The organism is Pedobacter sp. AC212 (genome assembly GCF_979258625.1).
Window position 1 is genome coordinate 5,119,239 of record NZ_OZ409870.1, and the last position, 19,490, is coordinate 5,138,728.

15 protein-coding genes are annotated in these 19,490 nt (G+C 37.8%); 9 read left to right on the forward strand and 6 right to left on the reverse strand.

Going from position 1 to position 19,490, the window contains the following annotated elements:
- The first annotated feature begins 15 nt into the window (after positions 1-15).
- From ACZZZC_RS22070 to ACZZZC_RS22085, 4 genes are all read left to right on the forward strand, one after another.
- Complete coding sequence (locus ACZZZC_RS22070) at positions 16-3,192, forward strand: efflux RND transporter permease subunit (protein WP_463484036.1); 3,177 nt, start codon at positions 16-18, stop codon at positions 3,190-3,192.
- A 261-nt stretch (positions 3,193-3,453) separates the two neighbouring features.
- A complete protein-coding gene (locus tag ACZZZC_RS22075; RefSeq protein ID WP_463484037.1) occupies positions 3,454-4,257 on the forward strand; it encodes a hypothetical protein in 804 nt (267 codons plus the stop codon).
- Between the two features lie 39 nt (positions 4,258-4,296).
- Entirely contained in the window at positions 4,297-4,539 is a 243-nt protein-coding gene (locus ACZZZC_RS22080; RefSeq protein ID WP_463484038.1) for a hypothetical protein, read from the forward strand.
- Positions 4,536-4,829, forward strand: a complete 294-nt coding sequence (locus tag ACZZZC_RS22085; RefSeq protein WP_463484039.1) for a type II toxin-antitoxin system RelE/ParE family toxin — start codon at positions 4,536-4,538, stop codon at positions 4,827-4,829. Before ACZZZC_RS22080 ends, ACZZZC_RS22085 begins: the two co-directional genes overlap by 4 nt.
- A 12-nt stretch (positions 4,830-4,841) precedes the next feature.
- Here ACZZZC_RS22085 and ACZZZC_RS22090 read toward each other — a convergent pair whose 3' ends face one another.
- The 6 genes from ACZZZC_RS22090 to ACZZZC_RS22115 all read right to left on the reverse strand — a co-directional run bounded on the left by ACZZZC_RS22090 (position 4,842) and on the right by ACZZZC_RS22115 (position 12,790).
- Positions 4,842-6,044 (reverse strand): MFS transporter, encoded by a 1,203-nt coding sequence (locus ACZZZC_RS22090; RefSeq protein ID WP_463484040.1) that lies wholly within the window; start codon positions 6,042-6,044, stop codon positions 4,842-4,844.
- Positions 6,045-6,227: 183 nt separating this feature from the next.
- Complete coding sequence (locus ACZZZC_RS22095) at positions 6,228-7,757, reverse strand: choice-of-anchor I family protein (protein ID WP_463484041.1); 1,530 nt, start codon at positions 7,755-7,757, stop codon at positions 6,228-6,230.
- Between the two features lie 505 nt (positions 7,758-8,262).
- Positions 8,263-9,669 (reverse strand): dihydrolipoyl dehydrogenase, encoded by a 1,407-nt coding sequence (gene lpdA, locus ACZZZC_RS22100; RefSeq protein ID WP_463484042.1) that lies wholly within the window; start codon positions 9,667-9,669, stop codon positions 8,263-8,265.
- A gap of 198 nt (positions 9,670-9,867) precedes the next feature.
- Positions 9,868-10,533, reverse strand: a complete 666-nt coding sequence (locus tag ACZZZC_RS22105) for an HAD family hydrolase (protein ID WP_463484043.1) — start codon at positions 10,531-10,533, stop codon at positions 9,868-9,870.
- Between the two features lie 94 nt (positions 10,534-10,627).
- On the reverse strand, positions 10,628-11,791 hold the full coding sequence (locus ACZZZC_RS22110; RefSeq protein WP_463484044.1) for an esterase-like activity of phytase family protein: 1,164 nt from the start codon (positions 11,789-11,791) through the stop codon (positions 10,628-10,630).
- Between the two features lie 99 nt (positions 11,792-11,890).
- The gene (locus tag ACZZZC_RS22115; protein WP_463484045.1) at positions 11,891-12,790 is read right to left on the reverse strand and encodes a DUF6515 family protein; all 900 of its coding nucleotides are present in this window, start codon (positions 12,788-12,790) and stop codon (positions 11,891-11,893) included.
- 193 nt (positions 12,791-12,983) lie between these two features.
- Between ACZZZC_RS22115 and ACZZZC_RS22120 the strand changes: the two genes are divergently transcribed.
- The 5 genes from ACZZZC_RS22120 to ACZZZC_RS22140 all read left to right on the forward strand — a co-directional run bounded on the left by ACZZZC_RS22120 (position 12,984) and on the right by ACZZZC_RS22140 (position 19,396).
- Positions 12,984-14,852, forward strand: a complete 1,869-nt coding sequence (locus ACZZZC_RS22120) for a CocE/NonD family hydrolase (protein ID WP_463484046.1) — start codon at positions 12,984-12,986, stop codon at positions 14,850-14,852.
- Between the two features lie 503 nt (positions 14,853-15,355).
- Positions 15,356-15,709 (forward strand): endonuclease domain-containing protein, encoded by a 354-nt coding sequence (locus ACZZZC_RS22125; protein WP_463484047.1) that lies wholly within the window; start codon positions 15,356-15,358, stop codon positions 15,707-15,709.
- A 177-nt stretch (positions 15,710-15,886) separates the two neighbouring features.
- Complete coding sequence (locus tag ACZZZC_RS22130) at positions 15,887-17,539, forward strand: M1 family metallopeptidase (RefSeq protein ID WP_463484048.1); 1,653 nt, start codon at positions 15,887-15,889, stop codon at positions 17,537-17,539.
- Between the two features lie 301 nt (positions 17,540-17,840).
- On the forward strand, positions 17,841-18,572 hold the full coding sequence (locus ACZZZC_RS22135) for a head GIN domain-containing protein (RefSeq protein ID WP_463484049.1): 732 nt from the start codon (positions 17,841-17,843) through the stop codon (positions 18,570-18,572).
- 311 nt (positions 18,573-18,883) lie between these two features.
- Positions 18,884-19,396, forward strand: coding sequence for an STM3941 family protein (locus ACZZZC_RS22140; RefSeq protein WP_463484050.1), 513 nt, complete (start codon positions 18,884-18,886; stop codon positions 19,394-19,396).
- The last annotated feature ends 94 nt before the right edge of the window (positions 19,397-19,490 follow it).

A 19,490-nucleotide genomic window follows, 5' to 3' on the forward strand; every position in this document is an offset into this window, starting at 1 on the left:
GCAATACCAAGAAAAATGAAAATCACTGACATATCAATAAAAAGACCTTCATTGGTTATTGTGGTATTTACCGCACTAACGCTGATGGGTTTATTGAGTTATTTCTCGTTGGGATACGAACTTTTACCAAAGTTTTCTTCTAACGTAGTATCTATCTCAACTATCTACCCTGGTGCTTCACCTAATGAGGTAGAAAGTACCGTTACCAAAAAAATTGAGGATGCGGTTTCCTCAATGGAAAATATCAAAAAAATCAATGCCAACTCCTATGAGAGTTTATCTGTAGTAATTATTACCCTTACCGATAAAGCAGAGATAGATATTGCCTTAAATGATGCACAAAGAAAGGTAAATGCGATTTTAGCCGATTTACCTGACGATGTAAAACAACCATCATTAAGTAAGTTCTCTTTGGATGACTTTCCGGTAATCACGATGTCTGCATCAGGCAACATGGACGATATTTCGTTCTACGATTTGATGGACAAACGTATTGCACCAATTATTTCGCGTGTACCAGGTGTGGCACAGGTAAACTTAATTGGTGGTTCTGAGCGTGAAATTAAAGTAGCAATGGATGCAAAAAAACTGCAAGGTTACGGCTTATCGGTTCCTGCAATTCAGCAAGCCATTTTATCTTCTAACTTAGATTTCCCTACCGGAAGTGTTAAAACGAGAGCGCAAGACATTTTGGTACGTTTATCTGGTAAATACGCTAGTGTAGAAGACATGCGTAACCTAGTGGTGAGTACCAGTAAAGATGGGGCTCAAATTCGCTTAGGTGATATTGCCGACGTTCAGGATACGCAAAAGGAAACAGAAAAAATTGCCCGTATTAACCGAGCAAACTCTATCGCTGTTCAAATTATTAAACAAAGTGATGCCAACGCAGTAACGGTAAGTGAAGGTACAAAGCAAACCATCGAAAAACTTAAAGCCGATTATAAAAATGTTGGTTTAGATATTAAAATCGTAAACGATAGTTCGGTTTATACGCTAGAATCAGCCGATGCGGTAATCCACGATTTAATGCTTGCTGTTGTGCTGGTAGCAATCGTAATGCTTTTCTTCTTACACAGTTTGCGTAACGCTGTAATCGTAATGATTTCGATACCTGCATCGTTAATTGCAACATTTATTGGTATTGCTTTATTCGGTTACACCTTAAATTTAATGTCATTACTGGGTCTATCACTCGTGGTAGGTATCCTGGTCGATGATGCGATTGTGGTTTTGGAGAACATTCAGCGCCACATGGAGATGGGTAAAAACAGGGTTAGAGCAGCTTCTGATGCAACCCGAGAAATTGGTTTTACCGTAGTTTCCATCACGTTTGTAATCGTAGTAGTGTTCTTCCCAATTGCGGTGAGTACCGGTATGGTGGCCAACATTTTACGTCAGTTTTGTGTGGTGGTAATCATTTCAACATTGCTTTCGTTGGTAGCATCATTTACTATTGTACCATTAATTTTCTCTCGTTTTGGTAAATTAGAACGTATTGAAGGAAAAAATATCTTCGGAAAATTCATCCTTTGGTTTGAAAAACAATTGCGCAAGTTTACCCAGTGGATTACAAACCTTTTAATATGGACCTTAGGTCATAAGGCACTTACATTAATCATTATGTTTGTAATGTTTATCTCATCATGTGGTTTATTAGCAGGTGGATATATTGGTTTTGAGTTTTTCCCTAAATCAGATAAAGGCGAGTTCTTATTGCAAATAGAAATGCCTAAGGATGTTTCTTTGGAACAAACCAACTTCTACACGCAAAAAGCTGAGGATTATTTAAGCAAACAGAAAGATGTAATTCAAACCATTGCTACGGTTGGTCAATCGAGTGAAGGTATGGGCGCAAGTCAATCTACGGCTTATAAATCGGAGATCAACGTAAAATTAAAGGAGAAAGAAGAGAGAGGAAATGTTTCTTCGGATATCATTTCCACTACCTACACCCGTGAGTTAGAGAAAGTACTGGTAGGAGCCAAAATTAAAACCGTTCCGATTGGTATTTTGGGAACTGCCGATGACGCACCAATCCAATTTGTAGTAATGGGTTCTGAGTTGGATAGCGTTTTAGCTTTTGCACAAAAGGCACAAAATGTTCTTGCAAAAATCCCAGGAGCTACACAAACTAAATTATCAGTAGAAAAAGGAACACCAGAGATTAACGTAAAGGTAGATCGCGATAAAATGTCGGCCTTGGGCCTTACACTGCAAACAGTAGGTGCAACGATGCAAACTGCTTTTGCTGGTAATACTGATGGAAAGTTCCGTCAGGGAGAATATGAGTACGATATCAACATTCAATATCAGGATTTCGACAGAAAAGATATTGATGATGTTCGTAATCTGATTTTCACTAACCAGGCCGGGCAACAAATCAAGCTTTCGCAGTTTGCTGAAATTAAAGAAGGTTCTGGACCAAGTTTACTAGAGCGTTTAAATAAATCGACTTCAGTAACGGTAAAAGCCCAAACTGTTGGCGTACCAACGGGTACAGTGGTAACCAATTTCCAAACCGAGCTGGATAAATTGAAAAAACCAGCCGGAATCAGCTTCTATTGGGCGGGTGACCAAGAAAATCAAAGTGAAGGATTTGGTACTTTAGGTATCGCCTTACTTGCAGCGATTGTATTGGTTTATCTAATCATGGTGGCCTTATACGATAGTTTTGTTTATCCGCTGGTAGTAATGTTCTCATTACCGCTTGCCCTAATTGGTGCCTTGCTTGCCCTGGCTTTAACCAATAATGCATTGGGTATCTTCACTATTTTAGGTTTCATTATGCTGATGGGTTTGGTGGCAAAGAATGCGATTATCCTCGTCGATTTTACCAACCAAATGAAAGCACAAGGAAAGTCTACTCACGAGGCTCTAATTTTAGCTAACCATGCCCGTTTACGCCCGATTTTGATGACAACCATTGCCATGGTAATTGGTATGTTGCCTATCGCGTTAGCCAGTGGTGCTGGTGCCGATTGGAAAAACGGTTTGGCTTGGGTTATTATCGGTGGTTTAACGAGTTCGCTCTTCTTAACATTAGTCGTTGTACCGGTGATGTATCAAATTTTCGACAATATGTTGCACAAATTTGGTTATGATAAAAAGGGTCAAACTATTGATGATTTAATGGTTGAGCCTTACGATCACAAAGATGTAAATGAATATGATTTAGATCACGGTCATTAAAATATTAATTCATCCACATTAACAATCAATCAGGTCGCCTCCCAAAGGCGACCTTTTTTGGTTAATAATTTTTAGAAAAGGTGCTTCAGTTTTTCATCGGATTGTGCAGTCGGGCTGTTCGTTAAATCTTTTAGTAAAAGGCAGTTCAATTTTTAAGTTTGTACCACTAAAAGTATATCACTTCCATCCCGTTTAGGTACAAAAGCAGTACAAAAACCAACTTTCCAAACAAAATATTAAGCAACATTGTATATTAGTGATATGTTTAAAGTTGCTTCAACTCTCATTTTAATCATCGCTTCACTGTTAGCAAATGCTCAACATCCCCCTGTTTTTCCAGCGATGACAACAGATTCATCATTTATTAAAATTGCCGATCTGAATATCAATTTAGTTCAATACTCATACAAACCCAATGGCATAAAGTTTCTGGTGGTTCATGATAATGAAGATACCGGTGTAAAGGCTGGTTTTGATTACATCCGCTGGAGTGGTGGAGAATTAATTGATAGCCAATATGGTGGCGTACGTGATTATGTTTTTACTCACATGGACGATCAATATCGAATAGATCCAAATGCAATTTATACACAGCGAGGTGTAAGCAGCAGACTTAAAAAAGATTATTTTAGCTCTAACGAGGTAGAAAAATTGATTCTGGATGCAGGTAAACAAATTGTTGATTTTTACGATCCAAAATCAACTGGCTACATTTTAACATTACACAATAATGCTGATGGAGGTTTTGGTATCTCTTCTTATTTGCCTGGTTATGATTTATCCAGCACCGCTGATTCTGTATTTATAAATTTTGAAATGGATGGCGATGATTTACTTTATGTAACTGAACCAAGATTATTTACAAGCTTGAAAAAAGCCAATGTGAATGTGATATTGCAATCGAAATTTGTTGAAAATGATGGATCACTTTCTGTATATGCCATGCAAAATAGCATTCCTTATATTAATGTAGAAGTGCAACATGGCCATCAGTATGAAAACTTAAGGCTGATAGAATTGGCGATCGCTACGTTGAGGGAATTTAATCTCGTTAAGAAAGAGTAGAGCCTATCAATTGCAGTTAATTTTCATTAAATTTGATTTATGGGCATACTTGTTAGCGTAAAAAATCAGCAAGAGGAAAAAATTTTGATTGCTTTTTTAGAAAGTTTAAATTATAAATATCAATCGGGAGTTGGAGATAAAGCTGATGATGTGGAAAGTGAATTTGCTAATCAATATAATGAGGAGTTAAATCAAGCCGACAAACAAATTGCTAAAGGTGAATTCATTTTACATGAAGATGTGGAAGCATATTTTGCAAAAAGGCGTAATTCAAACACATGAGAATAAAGTGGAATAAACTTGCAATTATTCAACTTTTAAATATTATTCAATACCTGGAAGACAACAATCTTTTAGATTATGCAATCAAGATAGAAAACCAAATTTTATCAAAAATAAGATCTTTACCAGTCCACTTCGATGTTTACCAAACTGATCGTTTAAAACGAAATAATGATGGAAGTTTCTATGCATTTGAAATTGATAGCTATAGAATATCATTTAGAAAACTAGATCAGGAAATTAGAATACTAAGGATTAGACATTCGGCAAGAAGACCGTTTACCAGATAAGTATTCTATAATCTACTCAATAGCTTTTATCTTCGTTACCAAAAAACTTACCAATAACCCAAATATCCCAATTACAGCATACGAGTACTGAAGGCTTGACAATGCTGAAATATAACCAATGAGCGGCGGTCCCATCAAAAAGCCTAAGTAACTCACACTAGAAACCATCGCGATAGCCATACCCGCCGACATTTTTCCATTTTTCCCTGCAACGCTGTAAACTGTAGGAACGATACTCGATACACCTATACCCACCAACATAAAACCGATAGTTGCTGGAATAATATAAGGCAGAAAAACAGAAAGAAACATTCCGGAAGATATAATTAACCCACTGATTTGAATGGTCTTTTTTCTTCCTAGGCTGGCAATAATTCGATCACCCACAAACCTTCCGGTGGCCATCATGACCATAAAAGAAGCGTAGCCTAAAATTACTAAAGAAGATGGTGCTTTAACGATTTCCTTGAAATAAACCCCACTCCAATCGAACATGGCGCCTTCTGTGGCCATGCTACAAAAACCAATAATCCCCAACTGTAAAAGAACGCCCTCGGGCTTTACAAAAAGCTTTCCTTTCCGTTCAGTTCTCGTTCCTTTGCCAGGAACCAAGTGTTTATAATTGAAAAATACGTTTATGAAAATTAAAGCGACAATAATCCAAAAGTGATGATAAGGAACAATATGGAGATTAACCATTAATAAACCAACCAATGCACCCGTGAAACCTGCAATACTCCAGGCGCCGTGAAAAGATGTCATAATAGGGCGACCAAATAATTTTTCTGCTTCTGAACCCTGCGTATTTACCGCAATGTTGCACATATTTCCTATTACACCAAAAAGAAAGAGAAACGCGGCTAAGTGCCAGGAAGCGGTAGCCAACCCCAAATTACTTAAGGCCAGAACATATAAGGGAGCCGTAATGGTCAAAATAACTTTACTGCCGTATTTAGTTACCAACCCACCTGAAATTGGCATAGTAACCAATTGCCCCAATGGAAGCGCCAACAAAATACTGCCAAGTTCGCCATCTGATAAATTTAAGCTGTGTTTAATATCAGGAATTCTGCTCGCCCAGGAGGCAAATGCAATACCTTGCCCAAAATAAAATAATGAAACCGCTAACCGAATCCGGTTTGGAGAACTTTGGATTTGAACGGTTTTAACTTCTGCCTGATTTAAAACTTCCTGATGCGTACTATTCTCTTCCAAAACTTGATTTTTAATATCCGGGGATTTGGCTGCAAAGTTCCTCAAATCAAATGGGAATTGAAAGATGTATTTATCATTTTAACTTAATAAAACCAAGTGGTATAATTATTTTAATTCGAGCCTACGGTTAAAAATAAAAAAACCGCCAAGAAGGCGGTTTTTAATTATAGGTAGAAATGATATTTATATTCTATTCGGTTGGAAAAATTTTACTACACCATCGCCCTCGCTGGCAACAATAAGTAAACTTCTTCCATTCGGACTGTCTTTTGGTTTTACGAATAATAAACCTTCCGGGGCATCTCCTGTACCAAACAACTGAACAAATTTAGGGGCAGACGGTGTGCTCACATCATAAACTGCAATCATATCTACCCGTTCCATACCGATAAAAGCCAGGGTTTTGCCGTTTACTTCTGCCACTGTAACACCTTCAACTTCAACTCCTTTATTATCCGATCGGGTATCATCGTATTTGCCAGCATCGATAACCTGCTGTTCCAGATCTTTACCTACGTTTGCAATTAGTGCACCTGTATTTGCGTTGATAATGCTCATACTTCTTCCGCCAGTAGCATAAAGTTCATCGTAATCTCCATCCCCGTCTGTATCGCCAAAGGCTTTTGTTACCGTTAATCTACCCAAGTTAGCATCTAATTGCAAAGTTGCCGCCGAAGGAAATTTTGTTGGATCTAGCTTTAAACTTTTCACTCTTGCTTCTTCATCGTAACCTTTCCATGCTCTCGTATCACCTTCATTCGCTAATGCTAAATAAGATGTACCGCCAGTGCTGAAATAAGAAATGGCATCTGGTAAGTAGAAAGCTTTAATTGGCCAGTTTTCCAGCTGAATCTTCTTTCCGCTTTTTTCGTCGTCGCTGACATCCCAGGCATTTTCGGCCAAGCTTATATCTCTTGTTCCTAGCGGAGTAATTTTAGTAATCGTTCCGGCAATGATATCAACTTCGGCAACACCATTATTTTCCTGCAAGGTTACATAAGCTTTCTTCGAATCGGAACTTACTGCAATATATTCCGGTTCAATGTCTTGAGCAAAACTTGCTTTCGGACCATATATTCTAAAACCGCCCGCCACCAAAGTTGCTCTTTGCGATTCGAAAGCCGAGAAATCTAAAGTTTTAACTGAATAATTATCTTTGATATTAATCACTGAAACCGTCCCTATTGGATCTACAGTATATTCGTCATTTGGTTCACCTTCGTTTGCAGAAAGAATATAGTTTCCATCAGGGCTAAAAGTTACCATATCGGGCATAGCGCCAACTGTCACTTTTTTAACTTCTGACAAATCTGATGTTTTCAATATTACTATATCTCCATTGCCTTGTTTATTTGCACCATCTAAGGCAATAGCCAATGAACCATTGCTCACTGCAACACTGTTAATCCCTGCGTTACTGGCATATAAGAGTGTTTTTATTTTGGTCACTGTAGGATAACTGGCTAAATCTAACACTTCAACTTTAGCACCACCATCGTTGCTCACCACAAAAAGCTTCTTAGTTGAAGGATCGTAAGCGGTGATTTCTGCTGCAGTTTCGCCACCCAAATCTACTGAGGCTGTTTCTTTAAAACTTGCAATATCTTCTGCCACAATCGGCTCTTCTGTATCTATCGGTTCTGTTGTTTTTTTACAGGCGCTTAAAGCAATCGTTGCAACCAATAAGGCAACGAAAAGTTTTTTACAATTCATGGTTTATTTAATATCTGAACCGCAAAAATAAATTTGAACAACGCTGTTTTTCAGTTGGTATTTGTTATCATTTTGTTAAGGAATTGGGATAAAAGGGAGTAAGGAGCAAAGATTAAAGAACAAAGAGTAAAATTACAAGTAGGGAGTCTGGAGTTTAGTGTTTAGTGTTTGGAGTTTAGAGCATAGCGTTTAGCGCAAAGAACCAATAAACTAGCGCAAATATTTTGGATGATATGCGATGGGTTTTGCATGAGGGATAGCAGTGGAAATCCTTTTTGTTGTGATCCTGAGCGTAGTCGAAGGTCAACAAAAAGATTGGAACGAATAGCCCGACCCTTGCGCAGCTTGGGGCATGCCCAAAATTTTAAAAAATCTTTGAGAGATCTTCCTGTTGCAATAAAAATGATGTTAATTAAAAAACCAGTTTCACAAAAAAAGCCGATAATCTCTTATCGGCTTTGTAATTTTATATGTGGTTTGTGAGGACACAAACCAAGGTTTTATATTAAATATGTATCGCTCTGTTATCAGTAGCAGCCAAAGCCGCTTCTTTTAACGCTTCCGTGTAAGTTGGGTGAGCGTGGCAAGTACGGGCAATATCTTCAGCAGAAGCACGGAATTCCATCGCAATAACGGCCTCAGCAATCATATCCGCAGCACGTGGACCAATCATATGCACACCTAAAACTTCATCTGTTGCGGCATCAGCCAAAACCTTGATAAAACCATCGGTATCCATACTCGCTTTTGCACGTCCGCTAGCTTTAAACGGGAATGAGCCTGCTTTATATTTTGTACCTTTTTCTTTCAATTGCTCTTCTGTTAAACCAACAGATGCAACTTCTGGCCAGGTATAAACCACGCCTGGAATGAGGTTATAATTGATGTGTGGTTTTTGTCCGGCAATAGTTTCCGCCACATAAGTCCCTTCATCTTCGGCTTTGTGGGCCAACATTGCGCCAGTAATTACATCGCCAATGGCATAAACACCCGGAACAGAAGTTTCCAAATGCTCGTTTACCGGAACTTTCTTACCTCTTTCTTCAATAGTGATTCCAATTTTATCTAAACCTAAACCTTCAGTATAAGCCGTACGGCCAACCGCTACAATACAATAATCGGCATCTAAAGAAATAGTTTCGCCTTTTGGATTTTCAGCAGTTACAGTAACCGTTTTCCCCTTTGTGGTTGCGCCGGTAACTTTGTGGCCCATGTAAAATTCCATGCCTAAGTTTTTCTTCAATACACGTTGAAGTTCTTTACCCAAACTTGCATCCATAGTTGCAATAATAGATGGCAAAAATTCAACCACAGAAACTTTTGTGCCTAAACGGGCATAAACCGAACCTAATTCTAAACCAATAACTCCACCCCCGATTACCACCATCGATTTTGGAACTTCTTTGATATTTAAAGCCTCGGTTGAGGTAATGATACGTTTCTTATCAATTGGCAAAAATGGTAATGTAGTAGGTTTAGAACCAGTTGCAATGATTACGTTTTTGGCTGTTAACGTTTCAGTAGAACCATCTGCCTTAGTGATTAAAACAGTATTTTTATCTACAAAAGAACCCACACCTTCGTACGAATCGATTTTGTTTTTCTTGAATAAATAAGTGATCCCGGCAGTATTCTGTGCAACAACATCGTCTTTACGAGCGATCATTTGAGGCATATTTACTTTCAGGTTTTTTAAATCGATACCATGAGTGGTAAAAGTATGAGCAGCGTTGTGGTAATGCTCTGAAGAATCTAATAAAGCTTTCGATGGAATACAGCCAACGTTAAGGCAAGTACCTCCAAAAGTTTTGTATTTTTCTATAACGGCAGTTTTTAACCCTAACTGAGCACAACGGATTGCGCCAACATAACCGCCCGGCCCTGAACCGATAACAACGACATCGTATTGCATAATTTCTTGAGAATTTTGATTAGTCAAAGGTAGGGAAAAAAGGCGGAAAGCTGAAAGTCAAAAGCGCTAAGCTGCAATGGAAAAAGCACAATTTTACAATGAAAAAGGATTGATATTGAAATATCTAACCTTGTTTTAATCTGTGTAGCCTTAAGATGGCTTAGGCCAATATACACTGCATTTTAAAAGCTAAAGACCCTAGAAAATTCCATGCTCGAGAATATAAGTTTTTACGTGAGCGAAATTTAAAAATAGTTGATCTGCGATTTTTAACTTTTGGTGAGCCCTAACATTATTTTGAACGGCATAGGTAGTTATTCCAGCTGCCATTGCCGATTTTACACCATTTATAGTATCTTCAAATACAATACATTCCTCTTTCTGGAGCCCCAGTTTTTGAACACAAATATTGTAACTTTCAGGATCAGGTTTACTTTTCGTTACATCGGTTCGGGTGACAAACAAAGTAAAATATTTAGCCAATCCATTTCTCGCAAAAACCGCATCTACATCTATTTTCGGACTTGCAGTAACCACGGCCAAGATAAATCCTTTATTGTAGAAATATTGAACAAAATCTAACGCAAATGGCATTAGGGCAATATCTTTTGTTCTAAATCCATCGAAGGTGAGTTGCTCTCTTCGCTCGATAAAGTCATCCAGATCTGCATCTATTTTATATTTGCTGATAATCGTTTTTGCGTTTTGAGGCAAAGGAATACCAGCATAATTGCTCAGCCAATCCTTAAAATCAAGCACCACATGATATGGGGAAAGAAACTCATTCCAACAATCAAAGTGAAACTTTTCGGAATCAATTAATGTTCCATCTAAATCAAATAGCAGCGCTTTTATTTTACTCATATTTTCTAAGGATTGATTGCATAGATTAAAATTGGTTTCCGCTTGGCATTTGATTTCCGACTCGGGTTTTCGACTCTAACCTATGGGTTTCAGATTATCTGATTACTTCAAAAAGAAAAAACTGTTGAACTTGTGCTTTACCAAAATTATTATCTACACAGAAAACTAATGTATTATTCCCATTTGGCAATTTCGGGCCAAAAGTAATTCCTTCAATATTATCAATATGCATATTCAAAGAATCGAAATCGAAAAGCAGTTTTTTATTTAATGGTTTAGGCGGATTAGCAATAAAAGATGGGTTGTTGATTACATTTTCAGCGCCATCCAAATCAACCAAATAAAGTTTCACGAAGGAATGATCATCGCGTCCTTTTGCCCAGGCCCTTTCCATAACCAATAATGTATGATTATTTACAGTCAGAATTTCGGAAATACCATTCAAATTCCAATCACTCTCTGCTGTCGGCTTAATTGGCAAAGCATCTAATCTGTATGCATATTGTGCTGTATTTTGTTTTTTATCTACATCAAATTTCACAATTCTTGTTAAGGCTCGATCAAATTCGAAATGCGACTGCTCACCGTCTTGATATAAGGGTTCCTCTAAACTGGCATATAAAGTTTTGAAATTATCTGCATAGCTTAAACCTTCAAAAAAGGCATTTTTACGAACGCCGTACTCCTGTTTAGTGATGTGAAAACCTGCGGGCAGCGGAATGGTATCTACATATTTTCCTGTTGTAGATATCAATGTTAGTGCAGGCTGAACAATAGTTGTATCTGTTTTTCTGTAAAGTCGTTCGCCCTCGTTGCTCCAAACAAAAGTTTGTTCTAACGGATTATAGCGAACAGATTCTCCATCAGCTTTTGAATTTTTACCGTATTGATATTTCGGATATTGCGTTCCATCTTTTTGCTGCATGAAGGTAACTCCTGTCAATCTAACCGTATCTATTTTATCTTCTTTGATATCAATTGCTGCGGTGTAAATCCTTGCCGGACTAAACTGCGATGGATCGTCGCTAATCAGATAATATTGATTGTTTTTTGTGTCATAATCAATACCGGATAAACCACCCACCAATGTGTTCTGGAAGGTTCCATTAAGAGGCATAATGTATTCGCTGAGAAATTTTATTGATGAAATGGAATTTTCCTTATTTCTATCAACAACATTTTTTGTTGTGTAACACGAAGAAAACAATAGGATAGCAACAAAATTGAAAAGGGAGATTTTCGAGAATATTTTTTTCAAATCGAAATGTTTTGGTGGCAAAAGTATAGAATTTGATGAAATAAATAAGCCGTTCCAATTTAATATTGAAACGGCTAAATTTTTTATCCAATGAATGGTTTAAAACAATTTCCCAATGATGCGGTAAGAAATCTTATCTCCATCAACAACTTCTTCGTAATACACATCGGTAGGAGAAACAAAATACTTTTCGTTTTTAATGGTTACTTCTCTACATCCATCGGGCAACTGTGTAATAATTTCGCCAATTTGATGGGTATCAACCGGGCCATCAGTTGTATTTAACACGCCATCTTTGCCAGCAACAATATAAACGGTGGCGCCATCTGCATTTTGACCTTGAGTGTAGTAAACGCCTTTATATTCGTAGTAGTCTACCCCATCAATAGTGACCAGGTTTGCATCTTGTGGCAAGCTTGGTACTTCTGCTCCAACTGGTGGTACTACTACCTCATATTGGTTATTATTTTGCTGATAAAATAATCCCCCGGAATAATAAAATTGGTTCGGACCATAATTAAACGGGTAATAACCATATGGTAAAACGCCAATTCTAAAACCTAAAAACGGCCTATAAAAATTATAATAGCTGTAATATGGTCGATAGTAGGGTCTTCCAAAACCTGGGCGATACCCATAACCCGGCCGGTAATTTCCGCCTGGGCGAAATCCCGGTCTATTATAACCTGACCTGTTGTAACTATACCCAGAGCGTTCAGGCCTGCCCGAATTAGAGCGACTAAATCCTGGATCTATTGACCTGTTTGAACCTCTATTGGGAACCTGCGACATCCTATTATTTGATGGAGGCTGCATAGAAGGCTGTCTCGACATACTGCCCCTTGATGGTGAAACGGAGCTTGACCTACCGCCTCCAGCACTTGATGAACCCCCGCCACCTCTACTTGGACGTTGAGCTGAAACACTTTCGATAGTCAAAGTTGTCATCATCGCTGCCGCAGCCAAAACAACTATTCCTTTATTTAATAACCTTTTCATGTTTGTGTTTAAATTAATCATAAATATGACGATGAAAGCGTTAGAAAGATTAGTCGTTAACATTATTTAACTAAATTCTGATAGAACAATGACGATCACCTCTCAGGCAGCTAACAAACCTTTTACGGGATGTTTTTTCTAATCAATTTCTAATCACCTATATTTAAATTTTATTACTAAAAACCAAACCTGAATGAACTTTTCAAGATTTTTAAGTCTCCTATTTTGTTTGTTTATTTCCACTCCACTATGGGCTCAGCAACCTGATTCGGCTTATGTTAGAGAAAACTACACTAAAATAGAACGTCAAATACCCATGCGGGATGGAGTTAAACTCTTCACTTCCATTTACATACCCAAAAATCAATCCAAAAAATATCCATTTTTGATTAACCGAACGCCTTACACAGTTGCTCCATATGGTGCCGATAATTATAAAGTAAGCCTGGGAAATTTCCCTGCCATGGCTCGTGAGGGGTTTATCTTCGTTTATCAGGATGTACGCGGACGTTGGATGAGTGAAGGGACTTTTGAAGATATTCGGCCACAAACTAACAAAAAAGGTAAAACGGCTATTGATGAAAGTACCGATACCTATGATACCATAGATTGGTTAATAAAAAACGTGAAAGACAATAATGGCAAAGCAGGGATTTATGGAATTTCTTATCCGGGATTTTATTCCACTACTTCTCTTCCAAATGCGCACCCGGCGCTAAAAGCTGTTTCGCCACAGGCGCCCGTTACCGATTGGTTTATGGGTGATGATTTCCACCACCGTGGCACTTTGTTTTTAATGGACGCTTTCAGTTTTATGAGCAGTTTCGGTGTTCCGCGTCCAAAACCGATAACGCCAGATAAAGGGCCAAAAGGTTTCCAATTTCCTATCCAGGATAACTATCGCTTTTATTTGGAATCAGGCTCGATAAAAAACTTAAAGGAAAAGTATTTTGCTGATAGCATTAAATTTTGGAATGATTTATTTAAACATCCAAACTTAGATACCTTTTGGAAAGCACGATTAATTACCCCGCATTTAAAAAATGTTAAACCAGCTGTGATGGTGGTTGGTGGTTTCTTCGATGCCGAAGATGCTTACGGAACTTTCGATACGTACAAAGCCATTGAAAAGCAAAATCCAGGAGCTACCAATATTTTAGTGGCTGGACCTTGGTTTCATGGCGGCTGGGTACGAGCTGATGGTTCATCTTTTGGCGATATTCAGTTCGGAGCTAAAACAAGCATTGATTATCAACAAGAGTTTGAACTTCCTTTTTTTAAACACTACCTAAAAGGTGAAGGGGATTTTAACGCTGCCGAAGCGAACATTTTTGTCACGGGATCTAACCAATGGAAAAAATTTGCAAGCTGGCCACCGCAAGAGATTGAAACTAAAAATTTATACCTGCAACCTAACGGAAAATTGAGCTTTGAAAAAGTGGGCAGAACCGATAGCTGGGACGAATATGTGAGCGATCCGAATAATCCTGTACCTTACCAGGATGGCGTTCAGGCAAGAAGAACCCGAGAATACATGATCGATGATCAACGTTTCGCTGCCAGAAGACCTGATGTAAAAACATACCAAACGGATGCTTTAACAGAAGACATCACGCTAACCGGACCAGTATTGGCGAATCTGGTCGTTTCTACTACCGGAACAGACGCCGACTATGTGGTTAAATTAATTGATGTTTATCCGGAGGATGAACCAAACCCGAATCCAAATCCTAAAAACATTATCATGGGAGGATATGAAATGCTGGTTCGTGGTGAGATTATGCGTGGTAAATACCGCAACAGTTTCGAAAAGCCAGAGGCATTTACTCCTGGTGCTATTACTAAAGTGAATTATCCATTGCCAGATGTGGCGCATACTTTCAAAAAAGGACACAAAATCATGATTCAAATTCAGAATTCATGGTTTCCTTTAGCTGATCGTAATCCACAAAAATTTATGGATATCTACCAGGCAGAACCAAGCGATTTCCAAAAAGCAACACACAAAATTTATCACGACGTAAAAAACAGTTCGTTTATAACGGTTTCGGTTTTGAAGTAAACATGGAAGTAACCACCCCCAGCCCCTCCTTGAAAATAAGGAGGGGAGCTCCGTTCTTGAATAAAGGCAAAGCTTAAATTGTATGCAACAAAACTAACATTAATTAAAGCACAAAATAATTAAACCACACTGTCCAACTCCCCTCATATTTTAGGAGGGGAAAGGGGGGCGGAAAAAACAGTATTTAACCCAACACAGAAACTTTAACAACGCAACAAAATGACTAAACCCGCTGTCCAGCTCCCCTCCTATTTTAGGAGGGGCAAGGGGTGGTAAAAAGAAACAATATTTAAGCAAACACAGAACTTTCAATAACAGAACAAAATGATTAAACCCGCTGTCCAACTCCCCTCATATTTTAGGAGGGCAAGGGGGTGGTAAAAAGAAACAGTATTTAAGCAAAAACAGAACCTTCAATAACGGAACAAAATGATTGAACCCCACTGCCCAACTCCCCTCCTATTTTAGGAGGGGCAAGGGGTGGTAAGCCAAAACAAATGATAATGCCAATCCACAATGTAAAATACCTAAAAGAGTTTAGGAAAGATTTAAGAAATAATCTAACTCCGGCAGAAGCAACTTTATGGAAATATTTGCAAAACTCTAAACTGGATGGACGTAAATTCAGGAGGCAGCACAGCATAAAAAATTATATTTTGGATTTTTACTGTCCTTCGGAGAAACTAGGAATAGAATTGGATGGAAGTAGTCATGATGGGTTTGCTTCTGATGAATATGATAATGAAAGAACCGCTGAATTAAATAAACTAGGAATAAGAATAATTAGATTTGAAAATAAGGATGTTAACGACGAAGAAAATGTTCTAGAGGAAATTAGAAGGCATTTTAGTAATTAAAAACCACCCCCAGCCCCTCCTTGAAAATAAGGAGGGGAGCTCCGTTCTTGAGTAAAGGCAAAGCTTAAATTGTATGCAACAAAACTAACATTAATAAAAGCACAAAATAATTAAATCCCCCTGTCCAGCTCCCCTCCTATTTTTAGGAGGGGCAAAGGGGTGGTAAACAAGCCAACAATGAAAAAACTACTTACCCTTCTCTCCATTGCACTAAGCATTGCAAGCGCAAATGCCCAAATGCTTGGCAAAAATCAAGTAAACTCAAGAGCCGATAGTTTACGCGGAACGCTTACACCCTTACGAACTTGTTACGACATTAATTATTACCACCTGGATGTGAAAATTGATATCGACCAAAAATCAGTTGCAGGAAGCAATGAATTTGCTTTCACCGCTACGCAGGATTTTAACAAACTGCAATTTGATCTTTTCGATAATCTGAAGGTTGAAAAAGTAGTTTATAATAACACATCATTGAAATTTTCAAGAGAATATAATGCGGTTTTTGTAACCTTCCCTAAAACAATTAAAAAAGGAAGCAAAGACAGATTTACTGTTTTTTATTCTGGGAATCCGAGGGTAGCTAAAAATGCCCCTTGGGATGGTGGCTTTATCTTTAAGAAAGATTCTGCAGGAAATCCGTTCGTTTCCGTAGCGTGTCAGGGTTTGGGAGCCAGTGTTTGGTGGCCAAATAAAGATCATCAAAGCGATGAAGTGGATAGCATGCTTATTAGCATCAGCGTACCCAATACACTGCAAGAAATATCAAATGGCCGATTAAGAAATATGGTTGACAAGCCTGATGGTTACAAACAGTACAACTGGTTTGTTAGCAACCCAATTAACAATTATGATGTAAGTTTCTATATTGGAAAATACGCCCATTGGAAAGATAGTTATGATGGCGAAAATGGAAAATTATCGATTGATTATTGGGCACTTCAGGTGGATAGCGCAAAAGCCCGTCCGCATTGGGATGCTGACGTAAAACCGATGTTAAAATGCTTCGAATATTGGTTTGGCCCTTATCCATGGTATAAAGATGGCTACAAATTGGTTCAGGCGCCACACTTAGGCATGGAGCACCAAAGCGCTGTAGCATATGGGAATCAATTTAAAAAAGGCTATTTAGGCCGAGATTTAAGCGGAACGGGACACGGTTTAAAATGGGATTTTATCACCGTACACGAAAGTGGCCACGAATGGTTTGGAAATAATATTACCACCAAAGACCTTGCAGACATGTGGGTGCATGAAGGTTTTACCAATTACTCTGAAACGCTGTTTACAGAATGTACTGATAGTAAGGCATCGGGTAGCGAGTATCTAATTGGTATCCGTAAAGGAATTAGCAATGATATTCCAATTATTGGCCCGTATGGCGTAAATAAAGAAGGTTCTGGCGATATGTACCCAAAAGGTGCAAATCTTATTCACAACATTCGTCAGTTAATTAATGATGATGAAAAGTTCAGACAGATTTTACGTGGCTTAAATAAAACCTTCTACCACAAAACGGTAACTACAGCGCAAATAGAGAACTACATTGCTCAGCAAAGTGGATTGAAACTAGATAAAGTCTTCGATCAATATCTTCGCCACACCAACATACCTTTACTGGAATATAAAATTGAAAACGGAACACTTTCATATCGTTGGATAACGGATGTTAAAGGTTTTGACATGCCGGTTCGCGTAACCCTAAAAGATGGCGTTTATAGCTTGATAAAACCAACTAATAATTGGAAAACTATAAAAGTTGATGCAAGCATTACTGCCGAAAACTTCAAAAATGATCCTGCATTTTATATTAATATTAAAAAAGGATAGCCAGAATTGAAACCTAGGTAAAACAAAGCTCATTGCATAACGCATTGGGCTTTGTTGTTAGATGGATGGCAACAACCCTGCGATTAATAACCAGAAAGAAATTTAATCGAGGCTTCATTATCCTGTTGTGGGAACAATAATCAAGATCATTTTTAATGCCTATGGGCCAACGAATCACACAGAAAATTGAATTAGTTTTAGTAAGCCATGCAACTTTTTGATAAAATGATCGTCTTATAAGAAAAACGTATTAATCAACCGATTGAGGCCATCTCAATTGGCTATAAAACTTCTATCTAAAATGAAAAGAATATTTGCCCTATTATTTGCAGCATTTACCTTAACAACAGGTATCAGCGCAATTGCCAAAGAACAAATTAATATCAAATCATCAAAGGTTAATGATGATGAAAGAGAGGTTAGCAATTTCAATGGCATCGCTTCCGCCGGACCAATAAATGTTGTGGTTACCTTAGGCAGCAAAGAAAGTTGCCGTTTAGAAGGTGATGCTGAAGCGATTTCATCGATCATCACTGAAGTGAAAGGCAATGTGTTAATTATTCGTCCTCAAAACAGCATCACTAGTTGGTCTAGAAAATATGAGGGTAAAAAAATAACCGCTTACGTATCGGCGAGAGAATTAGCTAGCTTAACCATGAGCGGTTCTGGTAGCATGGTTGTTAATGGGAAAATCAGCATGACCGATTTAACCACCACCATAAGCGGTTCGGGTAGCATCAAAGCTTCGGCAGATGTTGATCATTACAACGGTGTAATTAGCGGTTCTGGTTCACTGAACATCACAGGCAGCGCCGATCGTGCGAAGGTTGTTATCAGCAGTTCAGGATCTTTCGAAGGAAAAAGTTTCGCAGTAAATGCATTAACGACTACCATAAGTGGTTCTGGAACTGTTCACATCAAAGCAGATGAATCAATTAAAGCATTTATCAGCGGTTCTGGAAGTTTAAGTTATTCTGGCGATGCAAGTGTTGATAAAACCATCATCGGCTCAGGTAGGGTAAGAAAAATTTAAAAAAGTGTAAATATTTTAGTTCGAACGTCTCAATGAAATTTGAGACGTTTTTTTTTATGAAGTGAATTCAAGATTTCATTCTCACATCACTTTGCTTCGTTCAATTATCGCTCAGCAAAATCACAAAGCTTTTTTTATTACGCAATGCCTGTCAATTAATCAGACCTAGATGCCCTATTTCAGTAAGAAACCTCCGTTTCATTGTGTTCAAATTTTGTGTTCAAACATTTATATTCGTTTTATAATTACTATCAGGTGATGTTTAAATTGAATAGACATTTATTGATCGCACATCGACCAACAATAAATTAATGGCAGAAATAAAATTCAAAAAAAAGAAGTTAATAACATCAATAGTGCTGTGCCTTGCATTTATGATTTTTCTTGTCTATGCTACTATCTACGCATCGAATTCTTACAAACCCATTAGTATTTTTCTATTGCTGGCTGCTATTCATATTTTATATTTTCACAACATAAAAGCACTAAAACTATACTATAAAGGTTATTTTGGTATTAAAGTGAATGAATTTGGTATTACCAACAATACTCAGGACACCAATATTTTTATTCCTTTCGAGGAGATTGTCGAATTTAGAAATGGTTATTATCGCTCGCAAAATCAGATCTATATAGTGACGGTCCAGCCTCAAAAATATAATCAAATTAAGCGAAGTACATACCTTCATTACTTCAATAAAGTCGGAATGCTTTTTAGATCAAAGCCAGATTTACTTTGGATTGATGTTAATCTGCTGGATATTACTGAAACGGAATTGTTAAACTTACTTCGTTCGAAATTAAACAAGCTGAAAGATCAATAATCCATCAACATTTTGTCCATTGATATACAACCCTTTAAGCCTCCAAAATTTAAAATTAAGGCCATATTAGAAATACAGGTAATGGTTTGATCAA